At 63.7% G+C, this 14,368-nt stretch carries 14 protein-coding genes and 1 pseudogene; 6 read left to right on the forward strand and 9 right to left on the reverse strand.

The window, feature by feature from the left end; genetic code table 11:
• Positions 1-20 precede the first annotated feature (20 nt).
• Positions 21-479, forward strand: coding sequence for a GyrI-like domain-containing protein (locus CKJ84_RS03615; RefSeq protein WP_095276978.1), 459 nt, complete (start codon positions 21-23; stop codon positions 477-479).
• On the opposite strand, the gene CKJ84_RS03620 is transcribed toward CKJ84_RS03615, so the two are convergent.
• The 4 genes from CKJ84_RS03620 to rsmI form a co-directional block, all read right to left on the reverse strand.
• Positions 476-1,273, reverse strand: coding sequence for a PHB depolymerase family esterase (locus CKJ84_RS03620; RefSeq protein WP_095545971.1), 798 nt, complete (start codon positions 1,271-1,273; stop codon positions 476-478). The genes CKJ84_RS03615 and CKJ84_RS03620 overlap by 4 nt on opposite strands.
• A gap of 4 nt (positions 1,274-1,277) precedes the next feature.
• Entirely contained in the window at positions 1,278-3,131 is a 1,854-nt protein-coding gene (gene metG / locus CKJ84_RS03625) for a methionine--tRNA ligase (protein ID WP_233125471.1), read from the reverse strand.
• Positions 3,132-3,248: 117 nt separating this feature from the next.
• Positions 3,249-5,069, reverse strand: coding sequence for a BCCT family transporter (locus CKJ84_RS03630; protein WP_095545973.1), 1,821 nt, complete (start codon positions 5,067-5,069; stop codon positions 3,249-3,251).
• Positions 5,070-5,211: 142 nt separating this feature from the next.
• Complete coding sequence (rsmI, locus tag CKJ84_RS03635) at positions 5,212-6,078, reverse strand: 16S rRNA (cytidine(1402)-2'-O)-methyltransferase (protein ID WP_095545974.1); 867 nt, start codon at positions 6,076-6,078, stop codon at positions 5,212-5,214.
• Positions 6,079-6,112: 34 nt separating this feature from the next.
• Here rsmI and CKJ84_RS03640 point away from each other — a divergent pair, with 34 nt between their 5' ends.
• Complete coding sequence (locus CKJ84_RS03640) at positions 6,113-7,741, forward strand: dolichyl-phosphate-mannose--protein mannosyltransferase (protein ID WP_369801152.1); 1,629 nt, start codon at positions 6,113-6,115, stop codon at positions 7,739-7,741.
• 4 nt (positions 7,742-7,745) lie between these two features.
• On the opposite strand, the gene CKJ84_RS03645 is transcribed toward CKJ84_RS03640, so the two are convergent.
• Complete coding sequence (locus CKJ84_RS03645) at positions 7,746-8,387, reverse strand: zf-HC2 domain-containing protein (protein ID WP_095535737.1); 642 nt, start codon at positions 8,385-8,387, stop codon at positions 7,746-7,748.
• Positions 8,380-8,787 (reverse strand): DoxX family protein, encoded by a 408-nt coding sequence (locus tag CKJ84_RS03650; protein WP_095535738.1) that lies wholly within the window; start codon positions 8,785-8,787, stop codon positions 8,380-8,382. The genes CKJ84_RS03645 and CKJ84_RS03650 overlap by 8 nt, the downstream gene beginning before the upstream one ends.
• A 52-nt stretch (positions 8,788-8,839) precedes the next feature.
• On the opposite strand from CKJ84_RS03650, the gene CKJ84_RS03655 reads away from it, so the two are divergent.
• Positions 8,840-9,472: a DNA-3-methyladenine glycosylase I gene (locus tag CKJ84_RS03655; RefSeq protein ID WP_095545975.1), complete on the forward strand. Its 633-nt coding sequence runs from the start codon at positions 8,840-8,842 to the stop codon at positions 9,470-9,472.
• Positions 9,473-9,484: 12 nt separating this feature from the next.
• Here the strand turns inward: CKJ84_RS03655 and CKJ84_RS03660 are convergent, their stop codons facing one another.
• Positions 9,485-10,093 carry a cation transporter gene (locus CKJ84_RS03660; RefSeq protein ID WP_095545976.1) on the reverse strand — a complete coding sequence of 203 codons (609 nt, stop codon included), beginning with the start codon at positions 10,091-10,093 and terminating at the stop codon, positions 9,485-9,487.
• A 286-nt stretch (positions 10,094-10,379) separates the two neighbouring features.
• Here CKJ84_RS03660 and CKJ84_RS03665 point away from each other — a divergent pair, with 286 nt between their 5' ends.
• Positions 10,380-11,729, forward strand: coding sequence for an IS256 family transposase (locus CKJ84_RS03665; protein ID WP_095536537.1), 1,350 nt, complete (start codon positions 10,380-10,382; stop codon positions 11,727-11,729).
• A 167-nt stretch (positions 11,730-11,896) separates the two neighbouring features.
• On the opposite strand, the gene CKJ84_RS03670 is transcribed toward CKJ84_RS03665, so the two are convergent.
• Positions 11,897-12,595: a hypothetical protein gene (locus CKJ84_RS03670; protein WP_095545977.1), complete on the reverse strand. Its 699-nt coding sequence runs from the start codon at positions 12,593-12,595 to the stop codon at positions 11,897-11,899.
• Between the two features lie 64 nt (positions 12,596-12,659).
• Here CKJ84_RS03670 and CKJ84_RS12670 point away from each other — a divergent pair.
• A pseudogene (locus CKJ84_RS12670) lies at positions 12,660-12,968 on the forward strand (IS110 family transposase); the annotation flags it as partial.
• Between the two features lie 34 nt (positions 12,969-13,002).
• On the opposite strand, the gene CKJ84_RS12585 reads toward CKJ84_RS12670, so the two are convergent.
• The gene (locus CKJ84_RS12585; RefSeq protein WP_255407227.1) at positions 13,003-13,131 is read right to left on the reverse strand and encodes a hypothetical protein; all 129 of its coding nucleotides are present in this window, start codon (positions 13,129-13,131) and stop codon (positions 13,003-13,005) included.
• On the opposite strand from CKJ84_RS12585, the gene CKJ84_RS03680 reads away from it, so the two are divergent.
• A protein-coding gene (locus tag CKJ84_RS03680) for an IS3 family transposase (RefSeq protein WP_369801163.1) occupies positions 13,078-14,327 on the forward strand; the annotation gives its coding sequence in 2 pieces (ribosomal slippage) (positions 13,078-13,426 and positions 13,426-14,327; 1,251 coding nt in all). The genes CKJ84_RS12585 and CKJ84_RS03680 overlap by 54 nt on opposite strands.
• Positions 14,328-14,368 lie beyond the last annotated feature (41 nt).

Genomic DNA, 14,368 nt, shown 5'->3' on the forward strand with positions numbered 1-14,368 from the left:
TCTTTGCTAGGTTCAAGCCCATGGCTTCCTTTGATCGCGTCACCGTCCCCGCGCACACCGCAATCCTTGTGCGCGACACCGTCAGCCCCACCGAGATGGCCGCGCTGACCGGCCAGGCTCTGCCCAACCTGCGCGAGTTCCTCATCTCCACCGGCGCCGAGCCAGGGGCCGCGCGCGCCTACATCTTGTCCGAACCTCACGGCACCTTCGACGTCGGCGTCGGCTTTGTGGTGGACGAGCAGGATCTGCCACTGGTGGAGCCGTTCGCGGGCGACACCGGCGACGACCGCGTCGAGCTGGCGCACTTCGATGCGATGACGGCGCTTGTCCACCGCCACACCGGCCCGCGCACTGAACTCTCTGGGGCGTGGCGCGAGTTCGCCGCCGAGGCCGAGGCCGCCGGCGAGCCGCTCGGCGCGGGCAGCTTCGAGGAGCTCGTGTCCGATACCGTGACGGACCTCTACCTGCACCTGCGCTAGCAAAGCAGCTTGTCGACGAGCCCCGCCCCCGTCACCTCGCGCGTCCCCGGCCCCAGGCGCGGGTCAAGGTCCTTCGCGCACGGCACCATGTGGCCGAAGCCCTCGATGGTGGCCAGGTGCACCGGGGCATCCCCGTCCCAGGTATCGAGGTGAATGTGCTCGCTCAGCTGCGTCCGGCCCCGAAACGATGCTCCGTTGCGTGCCGCGAAGTACGCGGCGGAATCGACCGCCGAGCGGGTCACGCCGCGGTTGTTGCCGCCGATGCCGGCCATGCCTCCCTCGTACGGGACGAGCGGGTCTGCGGTCCCCTGCACGCACAGGATCGGGGTCGGGTGCCATGCTCGCGAAGGGTCACGCGGGGGAAGCGTGTTCTCCTCGGTGGGCATGGATGCCCCGAAGAGGGCGGCTGCGTGGAGGGTGGCGGGGGCGTCGGTAAGCATGCGGATGAGCATCTGGCCCCCGTTGGAGAATCCGCAGCCGATGACGCGCTCGTGGGGGTAACGCGCCAGGAGCGCGGTGAGGAAGCCGACGTCGTCGACGCCGAGCGTGCGGGCCGACTCACGGAAGCCGCGGCGCAGGTCGTTGAAGTGGCGGCCCACCCCGTCCGGGTAGATGACAGTGTGTCCAAGCGACTCGAAGGTGCGGTCCGTGAAGTTGCGTGCGACGTTGCCCGACTGGCGCGAGCCGTGCAAAAACAGTATCAGTGTGCCGGTGTCCCCGCCGGGGATCTCGACCCAGGTGCGCGTGCGCCCGCCGAATTCCAGCGAGCGCTTCCGCGGTCGTTGCTCGGTCACCCTGCTACTGGACGGGCGCCCACTCGGGGCCCGTCTGCCCCAGCTCCGGATCCAGCTTGGCCACCAGCGGCTTCGGCTTGGCAAGCTCAGTGCCGGCCTCGATGTCCACGCGCTGCCACACCGCCTGCTGGCTGGTGTAATCGCCGGTGATGGTCAGGTACGTCTGCCCCTTCTCCGGCAGCCCGACGCCGATGAGGTCGTAGTCAGCGTCGTCGGTGATCTCCTCGATGCGCGGCTCCGCGGCCCACACGCCGGAGCGGCCGAGGGTCTCGTGGACCTTCTGCGCGGTGTGCGGCAGGAACGGGGTGAGCATTGCGTTGCAGTCAGAGACCACCTGCAGGGCGGTCCACAGGACGGTGGCCAGGCGCTCACGCTGCGTGTCATCCTTTGCCAGCTTCCACGGCTCCTGGTCCGCGATGTAGGCGTTCGCCTCGCCGACGACGTGCATGACCTTCGTAATCGCCGCCTTGAAGTGCGCCTTGGACAGGTCCTCGCCGGCGGTGGCGAAGGTCTGCTCGGCCAGGTCCAGGATGGCGCGGTCCGCGTCGTCGAGGTGTCCCGGGGTGGGCACGGCACCGAAGTTCTTGTGCGCCATGGACACGGTGCGGTTGACCAGGTTGCCCCAACCGTTCGCGAGCTCGTTGTTCACGCGGCGGACAAACTCGTCCCAGGTGAAGTCCGTGTCATTGTTCTCGGGGCCGGCTACCGCGATGAAGTAGCGCAGCGGGTCCGGGCCGAACTCCTTGAGGAAGTCCTTGACGTAGATGACCACGCCCTTGGAGGACGAGAACTTAGAGCCGGACATGGTGAGGAACTCGGAGGAGACAACCTCAGTGGGCAGGTTGAGCTCGCCGAGCGCGTGGGACTCGCCGCCCTTCGCCCCCTTACCGGCGTAGCCGAGCAGCTCGGCGGGCCAAATCTGGGAGTGGAAGGTGATGTTGTCCTTGCCCATGAAGTAGTAGCCCTCGGTGGCCGGGTCCTGCCAGAAGGTTTTCCACGCCTCCGGGTCGCCGGTGCGCGCGGCCCACTCGATGGAGGCAGACAGGTAGCCGATGACCGCGTCGAACCAGACGTAGAGCTTCTTCGACGGGTTGTCCTGCCAGTCCTCCACCGGGATCGGGATCCCCCAGTCGATGTCGCGCGTCATCGCGCGCGGGCGCATGTCCTCGAGCAGGTTGAGCGAGAACTTGAGCACGTTCGGGCGCCAGTCCTGCCGGGTCTCCAGCCACGACGCGAGCGCGTCGTGCATGGCGGGCAGGTCCAGCATGAAGTGCTCGGTCTCGATAAACTCCGGAGTTTCCCCGTTGATCTTGGAGACCGGGTTGATCAGGTCGGCCGGGTCGAGCTGGTTGCCGCAGGTGTCGCACTGGTCGCCGCGGGCGTCGTCGGCGCCGCAGATTGGGCAGGTGCCCTCGATGTAGCGGTCCGGCAAGGTGCGGCCTGTCGACGGGGAGATCGCGCCCTTGGTGGTCTCCTTGACCATGTAGCCGTTGGCGTAGAGGCCCTTGAACAGCTCCTGGACCACCGCGTAGTGGTTGCGCGTGGTGGTGCGGGTGAACAGGTCGTAGGACAGGCCCAGACCAGCAAGGTCGTGGACGATTTGCTCGTTGTAGCGGTCCGCCAGCTCCTTCACAGTCACGCCCTCTTTGTCCGCCTGGACCAGGAGCGGGGTGCCGTGCTCATCAGTACCGGAGACCATGAGCACATTCTTGCCGCGCATTCGCTGGTAGCGGGCAAACACGTCGGAGGGCACGCCGAAGCCAGCGACGTGGCCGATGTGGCGCGGGCCATTGGCGTAGGGCCAGGCCACGCACACAAGAACGTTCTCAGGGGCCGTAGGGGTCTCAGGTGAAGTCATGGTGTTTAGCATAATCAACGCGCGTGCCCGGTCGAATCAGGGCATGAAAAATCCCCAGCACCCGGCTGGTGGGGTGCTGGGGACGGTGACGCGGTGGCGTCGAGAAGCGAGCGAGCGCTACTTGCGCTTGCCCGTGAAGGCGCGCTTGACCTGTGCCTTGCGCGCGTTCAGCTCGCGCTGATCGCGGTGCATGCGGCGCTCGATGGCCAGCTGGCGGGAGAAGCGCTCCTGCTCCTTCTTATCCAGGTAGATCGTGTCGTTGGACAGATCCTTCACAATCGCGAACATCAGCGCGATGAGGATAAGCAGGAACGGGGTTGCCGCGACGATGGTCACGGACTGCAGCGAGTTCAGCGCGTCCGAGCCACCGGAGATCAGCAGGGTGAGGCCGACGGCTGCGGTGGCCAGACCCCACATCGCGGCGATCCACGGCTTCGCGTCGGACTTGCCGTTCTGGGTCATGGATGCCATGACGGTGGAGGCGGAGTCCGCCGAGGTGATGAAGAAGGTGGCGAGCAGCAGCAGCGCGAACACGCCCATCACCACGCCACCTGGCAGGGAGTGCAGCAGGTTGAACAGCTGCTGCTCCGAGGAGCCGTCTGCGTAGATGGACTCGCCGGTCTGCTCCATGTGGATGGCGGTGCCGCCGAAGATGGCGAACCACACGGTGGACAGGCCGGACGGTACGAGCAGGACGCCCAGGCAGAACTCGCGGATGGTGCGGCCGCGGGAGATGCGAGCCAGGAAGGTGCCCACGAACGGGGACCAGGAGATCCACCATGCCCAGTAGAAGATGGTCCAGCTGGACAGGAAGTCGCCAGCCTCGCCGTCAGCACTCTCGGCGGTGCGGCCTGCCATCTCGAAGAAGTTCTGCAGGTAGGTGCCGACAGACGTCGGCAGCAGGTTGAGCTGTACGACGGTCGGGCCGAAGACGAACACGAAGATTGCCAGCAGCGCGGCGATCACCATGTTGGTGTTAGACAGCCACTGGATGCCCTTGGACACGCCGGACATGGCGGAGAGCAGGAACGCGAGCGTCAGCACGGCGACAATGCCGATGATGAGGCCGTTCGACGGGTCGTGGACAAAGCCGGATGCCTCGAGGCCGGAGCTGATCTGCATCGCGCCCAAGCCCAGGGAGCAGGCGGTACCGAAGATGGTGGCAAAGATGGCAAAGCCGTCAATGAGCTTGCCCAGCGGGCCGTCCGCGGCCTTCTGGCCGATCAGCGGGATGAACGCGCTGGACAGCAGCTGCTTGCGGCCGAGACGGAAGGTGGAGTACGCAATTGCGAGACCCATGATGGCGTAGACCGCCCACGGGTGCAGGGTCCAGTGGAACATGGTCTGCGACATCGCGGTGCCCACCTCGTGCGGCTCGTGGCCCGGCACGCCGTCGCGGTACATGGCCAGCGGCTCGGAGGCGCCGTAGAACATCAGGCCGATACCCATGCCCGCGGCGAACATCATGGCGATCCAGGATGTCGTCTTAAACTCGGGCCGCTCGTCGGCGGAGCCCAGGCGGATGGTGCCGAAGTTCGAGCAGGCGATGACCAGCACGAAGACCACGAAGGCGGTGCCGCCGAGCACGAAGGCCCAGCCCAGATTGTTGATGACCCAGCCAAAGGCAGCGTCGGCGAAGCCGGAGAAGCTCTCGGGGGCGAGCAGGCCCCACCCCACGATCGCGACGATAATGACGGCGAGCGGAGCGATAATGCCCCAGTCCACGGGTGCGTTTTCCGAATCGGCCTGGCGCTCGATCTGCTCTTCGGGGTCCTGGTAGTTGCCACGTTCGCCGGCGCTATCGGCCTGCAGCAGCGAGACGAGCTCACCAGCCGCGGACGGCGCGGGGTCGGTGGAGTTGTTCTCAATTTGCGGATCTGCAGTCCGCGGTTCTGCGCCCGGATCGTGCGGATCCAAGCCAGTCTCACGCCGAGACATCAATCACTCCTCAAGTATCGAAAAACTCGTATGACCTTTGCAGGGTATCTGATAAATAGTCTCAGCACGAACCGAGCGCAATGTTTACTCGGATCTGGTAAAGGGACATTATCGCTGCGTACTTCTGTGTCTAGTCCTCAGTCTAGTCCGCGCGCGCGGCAAGGGCCGCATTATAGAGGTCGCCCGTCTTCACGCCGTGCGCCTTGGCCACGGCCTTGCACGCGTCCTTCATCCGCTCACCCGCATCGACCCGCTCGAGGACGAGTCCCACCAGGTCCTCGGGGTTCTCCTCCGCCCTGGTGCCGCCCTCGATAACGACGGTGATCTCCCCGCGCACGCCTTCCTCGGCCCACGCGGCGAGCTCCCCCAGCGTGCCGCGCTTGACCTCCTCGTACGTCTTGGTCAGCTCGCGGCACACCGCGGCGTGGCGGTCGGCGCCCAAGATCTCGGCCGCGCGCGACAGGGTCGCGGCGATGCGGTGTGGGGACTCGAAGAAGCACACGGCGCGCTCCTGCCCCACCAGCGAGCGCAGCCAGGTTTCCTGGGCGCCGGGCTTGCGGGGCGCGAAGCCGTCGAAAAGAAAATGCCCCACGCTCAGGCCGGACAGGGCAAGCGCCGTGGTCACCGCGCTCGGCCCTGGCAGGCAGGTCACGGGAACGCCCGCGTCGTGCGCGGCGGCGACAATGGAGTGGCCTGGGTCGGAGACCAGCGGCATGCCCGCGTCGGTGACCACCAGCACGACCCCGGCCCGCGCGTCCCGGAGCAGCTCCTCGGTGCGCGCGTCCTCGTTGTGGTCAAAGTTGGAGACGATCTTGCCGCGCGGCTCGACCCCCAGCGCCGCGGCCAGCGCGCGAGTCCGCCGGGTATCCTCCGCCGCGATTACGTCCGCGCGCTCGAGCAGCGTGCGCAGCCGCTCGCTCGCGTCCGCGACGTTGCCCAGCGGCGTGGCCGCGAGCACGATGCCGGTCTGTGGCAGCGAATCCTGGGGCAGATCTGTGGAGGCAACCATAAACGCCAAGCATACGCACGAACCAGTAAGATCCTTGTCCGTGAGTACCCAAGTGCCAGCTTCCGCCCCACCCGCGTCGCCTACGCTGCCGCCTGCGCCGAAGCGCTGGCGCGCGAAGCGCCCCGAGCCGTCCGCGCCCGTCACGGTCCCGTGGACCAAGCGCGATACCGTCTCCGCGACCGTGATCGGCGTGCTCGCACTGCTGACCCGCTTCATCGGGTTGACCCAGCCGACGTCGGGCGGCACGCCGGTGTTTGATGAGAAGCACTACGTCCCGCAAGCGTTCGACATGGTGCGCGACTACATCAACCCGGTCCTCGGCGGCATCGAGTCCAACCCTGGGTACGGCCTCGTCGTGCACCCGCCGCTGGGCAAGCAGCTGCTGGCGTGGGGCGAGCAGCTCTTCGGCTACACCCCGCTCGGCTGGCGCCTCATGACAGCGCTGTTCGGCACCGCCATCGTCGTCTTCGTCTTCCTCATCGCGCGCCGCGTGAGCCAGTCCACCAGTATCGGTTTGTTCGCGGGCATCATCGCGCTTTTCGACGGAGTGCTGCTGGTCACCGCCAAATTCGGCATGCTCGACGTGTTCGAGGTCTTCTTCGTCGTCGCGGCGGCGTGGACGCTCGCCGGCGACATGCAGCAGGTGCACCGCCGCTGGCACGACGCCTACCTGACCGGGAAGCTGGACGGCATGGACGCGCTCGGCCCCCGCCTGGGCTTCCGCTGGTGGCGCTTCGCCACCGGTGTCCTGCTCGGCCTGGCCATGGCTGTGAAGTGGTCGGGCATGTACTACATCGCGTTCTACGGCCTGCTCTCCGCGTTCTGGGACCTCTGGCTGCGCAAGCGCTACGGGGTGAAAAAGCCGCTGGCGGGCGCGCTGCTTCGCGACGTCCCCTCCGCCCTCGCCTCCATCGTCCTCGTCCCCGCGCTGCTCTACATCTGGTCCTGGCGCGCCTGGTTCGCCTCCGAGACGTCCGTATACCGCCACGCGGTTGCCGACGGCACCGTGGCCGACTCCGACTGGCCCTGGCTGACTAACCTCCCCTCCCCCGCCGCGGACTGGCTGTACTACCACTTTTCCGTGCTCGAGTTCCACAGCTCGCTGACATCCTCCTCCGGGCACTCCCACCCGTGGGACTCCAAGCCCTGGTCCTGGCTCGTGGCCTCGCGCCCCATCCTCTACTACTCCAACACCGACCTGGCCTGCGGCGACGGCGGCACCTGCCGGGAAATGATCTTCCTCTTCGGCACCCCGGTGATCTGGTGGCTGACCATCCCGATCCTGCTGTGGGGCGCATGGGTGTGGATCACCCGCCGCGACTTCCGCGTCATCGTCCCGATGGTGGCGTTCATGGCCGGCTTCCTCCCGTGGCTGGCCGCCTTCGACCGCCAGATGTACTTCTTCTACGCCGCCCCGCTCGTCCCGTTCACCGCGGTCCTGCTCGCGCTCGCGCTGGGCAACCTGGCGCAGAAAGGCGCGCCGAGCGGCAACCGGCTCGTGCGGCGGATCGCCGGCGCGGACCTACGCACCGGGCAGCTCGCCGTGATCGTGTACCTGGCCCTTGTCGTAGCCAGCTTCGTGTACTGGTCCCCCATCCTCTACGGCTTCATGGTGCCGGAGGACTACTACCACTCGCTCATGTGGCTGCCCAGCTGGAAATAGCGCGCTAGCTGGGGTTCGCGTCCAGCAGATGCCAGGCGCGGCGGATTTCAATCCCGCGGTCCGCCACCCACGTCCATACGAGCCCGAAGAGGGTGACCAGCGGGATGAGCACAATGCTGGGCACGAACTCGCCGGTGGAGAGCACCCAGTCGCGCACCGCGAAGCCCGCGGTAAAGGTGAACATCGTGCCCACGATGAGCAGGACCCCCGGGATCTGGCGCGGACGCCAGGCGGTGACGCCGAGCGCCAGCGCGACACCGAAGCGGACGGCCGCCGTAGACGTCTCCAGCGAGTCCGTACCGCCGCCGTGAACCAGCAGCAGCACCGCCCACACCGCCCACACCACCGCAGCGGCGATAAGCGCCACGCGACCAATCGCCAGGGTGATAAGGCGGCGCTGCTCGAGCTTGCGCCACGTATCGTCCACGCCCGCCATGATGACCTCGGAGAGGTCGTGGGGCGGCGCCATCCCGCCGTCCACTTCGGCGAAGCTCATGCGCCGGGAGAGGGAAAGCGCGCGCTCCCAGTAGGCGGTGCACTCCTCGCACTGCGCCAGGTGGGCGTCCACGATGGCGTCGTCAAGCCCGGGCGACTCGCCGTCGATACGCGCGGAGAGCGCGGCCTGGACCTCCTCGTGGCTAACCACGGGTGAGCACCCCGTCCAGGCTCGCGCGGCCCGTGCCAAAGACCACGAGAGCGAAGAGCGCGGCGGCGAGCACCAGCGTGTACTCCACGCCTCCCTGCTCCACGAAGAAGCCGTTGCCCAGGTGCACGAAGTAGGCGGCGGCGAGTGAGAGGATGAGCAGCAACGACGCCGCGATCGTGGTGAGCAGCCCGATCACCAGGAAGGTCCCGCCGATCAGCTCGACGGCGCCCGTCACATACGCGCTCAGCTGCGGCTGCGGTACCCCCGCGTACGCAAGCTGTTCGGCAGTTTTATTCATGCCGACAGCGAACCAGTGCTGGTAGCCGCGGGCAACAAACACGGCCCCAACGACCAGGCGTAAGAGTAGGAGGGCGAAGTCTCGAACGGCAGGCCTGTTCATGTCATTTACCCTACCGATGGAACCGAACGGCCATAAATCGAGTCAAATATATATGAGCAATTTCAACGAAGCACCCAAGTCCCTGCCCATCACCTGCGACGACGGCCTGGTCCGTCCGCCGTGGGCCGCCACCGATCCCCTCCTGCGCGAGTATTACGACACCGAGTGGGGCATGCCGCTTACCGACGAAGCGTCGCTCTTCGAGCGCGTCTGCCTCGAAGGGTTCCAAGTCGGACTGTCCTGGCGTCTGATCTTGTCCAAGCGCGACGCGTTCCGCGAGGCGTTCCACGGCTTCGACCCAGACGAAGTCGCCGCCATGGAGTCCGTCGACCGCCTGATGGACAACCCCGGCCTAATCCGCAACCCGAACAAGCTCAAGGCCGCGGTCACCAACGCGAGGGCGACCCTCGCGCTGCGCGAGGAGGGCACGCACCTCGGCGAGTTCATCTGGTCCTACAAACCGGCAACCACGCCGCGTCCCCGTACCGCCGAGGAGGTGCCGACCACCTCGCCGGAGTCCAAGGCGCTCGCGCGGGATTTGAAAAAGCGAGGCTTCACCTTCGTCGGCCCCGTCACCATGTACGCGCTCATGGAGTCCGTGGGCATCGTGGACACCAACCTCGTTGGGACGTGGCGGCGCGGCGCCTCCGGTGTGTGGAGCGCCGAGGAGCTCGGCGAGGGCTGACGAGGCGGCGAGCTAGCAGTCCTCCATATCCGCGAAGGCCTCTTCAACGGAGGCGTGCTCCTCGCGGGATTCCTCCCACACCTCCTTGGCTGCGGACAGGTTGATAACGGCGATGATCGCGCCGACGACGATGTCGAACCAGGCGGTGGACCACACGAACGTGAGGAGGCCTGCCACGATGATGAGGAGGTTGGCCAGGGCGTCGTTTCGCGCCGCGAGCCACGCGCCCTTGGCCAGCGAGGACCCCTGGTCCCGCAACCGCAGCAGAATGACGGCGCAAATCACGTTCACGACGAGCGCGCCGACCGCGACGCCGGTCAGCCCCTCGGGCGAGGGCGCGACCGGGTTGATGAGCTTGGTCACCACCATGACAATGGCGGCAATCGCCGGAATGAGGATCAGCGCGGCGAGCACGCTGCCGGCCGCGCGACGGCGCTGTGCCGGCCACGCGACCGCGAAGAAGACGAGCAGGTTGATCGCGGTGTCTTCCAGGAAGTCCGCGGAGTCCGCAGCGAGCGACACCGAACCGATCGCGAGCGACGCGACGAACTCGACGAAGAAGTAGGCCAGGTTCAACAGCGCGACGATGAGGACGGCGCGGCGGAGCTTCTCTGTAGTCACGGGGTCCTTCTGTCGGGCCGATAATAGCGGTGTAAGGATACGCCGACGTATCTCTTGGCGGCAAACGTGGGAGCTTGCGGGGCTACGTAGTAATCGTCGTTAGAAGCGGTATCTGGAGCTGGGTCGCAATCGGAGTATAGAGATCCACTTCTTGTTCCTGAGTTTTCAGCGAAATCAGAAGCGCATTCGTCGCCGGATTTTATACTCGATATGTCGTAGCCATGGCCTCAGAGGGTGTCAGAAAGTTTGTGTGTGAGGCTCTCATCTAGAAGGAGTTTCACCGATAATGACTACGGTGTCACCGAAGAACAACCATGACCCGGCGAGGGTCAACGAGATCAGCGAGAAGCTGATGGAAAACCCTGAACTCTCCAGCTTGATCAGCGAGCTGTCGACCTCCGCTGAGGATGCAAGCGAGTTGGTCAAAGGCCTGCTCCAGGCATCGATCAACGCTGGTCTACAGGCGGAGATGGATGCGCACTTGGGCTACGGCCATTCCGACCGCAAGACCAAAGCCCAGGTCGAAACCGCGCAGGAGAATAACCACCGCAACGGGTCGTACACCAAGACCGTCAATTCTGGCTACGGCGCGGTGGAAGTAACCGTGCCCAGGGATCGTGCCGGCACGTTTACTCCCCGCATGGTGCCCAAAGGCGCACGCCGGTTGACCGAGCTTGACGACATGATCGTCTCGCTCTACGCCGGTGGGATGACAGTGCGCGATATTCAGCACCATCTTGCGACCACGCTTGGGGTGGATATGAGCCCGGATACGATCAGTACCATTACCGATGCGGTCTTGGAAGAGGTCATGATCTGGCAAAACCGGCAGCTCGACGAGTTTTACCCGGTGATCTTCCTCGACGCGCTACGCGTGAAGATTCGTGACGGCCACCGCGTGGTCAACAAGGCTTGCTACATGGCAGTTGGTGTCGACATGGACGGCATCAAGCACATCCTGGGATTGTGGATCGCTGAGAATGAAGGCGCCGCATTCTGGGCATCGGTGTGCGCAGATCTGGCCAACCGCGGGGTCCAGGACGTGTTCATCGTGTGCTGCGACGGGCTCAAAGGCCTGCCGGAAGCTGTGGAGGCGACCTGGCCGAATTCCATGGTGCAGACCTGCATTGTGCACCTGATTCGGGCTGCGAACCGGTGGGTGTCTTATCAGGACCGCAAACTTGTCTCCCGCGCGCTACGTGAGGTCTACACCGCCAACAACGAGGAGACCGCACGCGCCAACCTGGATGCGTTCGAGGCCAGTGAACTGGGCCGGAGATACCCCCAGTCGGTCAAAGTCTGGCGCGACGCCTGGGAGCGGTTCGTGCCGTTTCTGCAGTTCCCGCCTGCGGCCAGGCGGGTGCTCTACACCACCAATTCGATCGAGTCGCTGAATGCTGAACTGCGTAAAGCTACTCGAAACCGGGGTCAGTTCCCGAACGATACCGCGGCGCTGAAGACGCTTTGGCTGATGATCTGCAACATCGAGGACAAACGTGCTGCTCAGCGGGCGAAGAAAGCGAAGCGCGACATTGAGCGCAACGGCTATATTGAAGGAGCGAAAGCCACCGGGTGGAAACAAGCCATCAACCAACTAGCCGTGGCTTACCCCGACCGATTCGCGGACTACTTGTAAACCAAGCCCCCGCACACAAACAATCGGACACTCTCGGCCTCACGCTACAGCTTCTTCCCACTTTTCGACGCCCATTCACCCACCTTTACGCCAGCCCCAGAGATGACGCTCGTATCCACTACAAAAGAAAAGGGCCTGCCGTAGTGGCAGACCCTCTCAGAATCGAGTTAGCGCGGAAGTGGGATCTTCACGCCTGGGATAGCGCCTGCCAGTGCGGCGACACCCACGCCTAGACCGACAAGGACCAGTAGGCCGATGATGACATCGATGACCGAGTCATTCGAGGGCTCGTCACCCTGAGGAGCTGGGGTGCTAGTGTTCGTAGGCGTTGGCTCCGCCGTTGCCGTTGGCTTCGCGGTGTCGGTAGGGGCAGGCTTCGTGCTCGTCGTAGATTCCTTTGGCTTTGGACGAGCGAGCAAAGAGACCAACTTGGGATCAACCGGCACCGAAATCTTTCCAGGGAACAGTCCACTGGAACCGTCAGTGAATGTCACTTCAGCTTCAAAATCAATTTCGAAGCGAGATGGGTACCGCGTGCCTTCAACCGGCTCTACCCAGAGCTTTTCAGTCCTTAGGTCGAAGAAGGTATATTCCCCGGTAGTCACTTTTACATCGTACGGAGAATCCCACTTCTTCAGTTTGATGGAGCGCACGTACTTGGAGTCATCCGCCATATCCACATCGATGAACGTGCTGTTCAGATCCGTCCCCAGCCAAGCAACGCCTCCCTTCAGGCGTGGATTCAGCCTCTCAGCCATCGATGCCGAAACAGTTTCTTCCTCACCAAAAGCAGACGGTCCCGCAACAACAGTCAACGGCGCCACAAGCCCTACAGCAAGCGCGCCCGCCATGAGTTTAGCCTTCATGGAAGCTCCTTCTCCCTAGTATTTCCAACTAAACACACATATTAACCCAAGGCCATCACAAAGTGAGCATCGCCAACAAGTCGAGCAGGAAGTCATCGAATCATCAACGACATCCCCCACACTCAGATCCTGCTATCCATGCCGGGAATCGGACCAATGACGGCAGCCCAAATTCTTCATGACCGCTGGCGACAAGTCCGGCTTTCCTACAGCTGAGCACCTAGCCTCCCAGGCTGGCTTATCACCCCGAACAAATCAGTCCGGAACCTCAATAATGTCGAAGTTCCCCAATACCTGCACGAACACGAAAAAACCCCCAGGCCGTGATGAACTGCTCCCCATTAGTTGGACTGAGAAATCAGTTACCGACTAGTGGGGAGTAGTTTTCTTTGAGAGCACGAAGTTCGCTAAGTGAGCGGCAGCGCGAGCAGTTGGTTGAGCTTTTCGAGCAAGGCATGGGCTCTATAGCCGCTGCCAATGCTCTGGGTGTCTCCAAATACGCCGTCCGTACGTTGTACCGTCGGTTTCAGCTGCATGGCAGGCTATGTCTTGTGGAGAAACCGACAAAGCAGCAGTACTCGTTCGAGATCAAAAAGGAAGTTGTCCAACGCCACCTTGCTGGCGAGACAAGAATGGATCTTGCCCATGAGTTTGGCCTGTCGTCAGACCAACTCGTCAAAGACTGGGTGTGGAAATGGCGCAAAGGTGGCGATGAGGCACTAAAACCGAAGCCGAAAGGCAGGCCCAGAGGCTCGGCCGTCCCGAAGCGGCTTAGCGAGGAAGAGCAGCTGCGCCGTCAGATCGCGCGGTTGGAAGCGGAAAACGCTTATCTAAAAAAATTGCGGGACTTGAGGAATCAGGGACGCGCCTGAAAGTCCAGGCGATCGTCATTCTCAAGTCGCACCACCGCTTGGAATACCTCCTAGAGGCAGCTGGTATCCCACGGTCGACATTCTTCTACCACCAGAAACGACTCAGCCAACCGGATAAGCACGCCGCGCTTAAAGATGCGATTCGGGAAAGCTTCGAACGTAACAAGCATCGCTACGGCTACCGGCGAGTACTACTCGATCTGCGTAACCAGGGCTGGGTGGTCAACCACAAGCTCGTCTACAAACTCATGCGCGAGATGGGGCTGCGAGCCAAGGTCCGCCAACGCAGGCCTTATGTTTCCTACGCTGGGACGATCAGCCACATCGCCGACAACACACTCGACCGCAAGTTCACCCCGGATAAGCCAAACACCGTCTTTGTCAGCGACGTCACCGAGTTCAGGGTCCAAGGCCGCAAGGTGTATTTGTCACCGGTGATGGACTTGTTCGACCGCTCCATCGTCGCTCACACCGTGGCCACATCGCCGTCGACAGCCTTTACCGCCGATTCTTTATCCAAGGCGATCGCGGCGTGTGCGCCTGAACCCGGGTGGATGATGCACACCGATCAAGGCTTCCAGTACCAGCATGCCTCCTGGCGTGACCTGATCGGCGACAACGGTGGTGTGCAGTCGATGTCGCGTAAAGCCAACTGCTACGACAACGCGGTCATGGAGAACTTCTTTGGACACTTGAAGACAGAGATGTACCACGGTGAAGTCTTCGACACCGTCGCAGAGTTCAACCAGGCGATCGATGAGTACATCGGGTGGTACAACACCGAACGCATCCAACAACGACTCAAGGGCCTGACCCCGATGCAATATCGGAATCAGACCCTTGAACCCCTAACCGCTTAGAATTAAACCAGTCCAACTTTCGGGGGCTAGTTCATGACACC

This window comes from Corynebacterium sp. NML 120412, from assembly GCF_002285155.1.
GTDB lineage: Bacteria > Actinomycetota > Actinomycetes > Mycobacteriales > Mycobacteriaceae > Corynebacterium > Corynebacterium gottingense.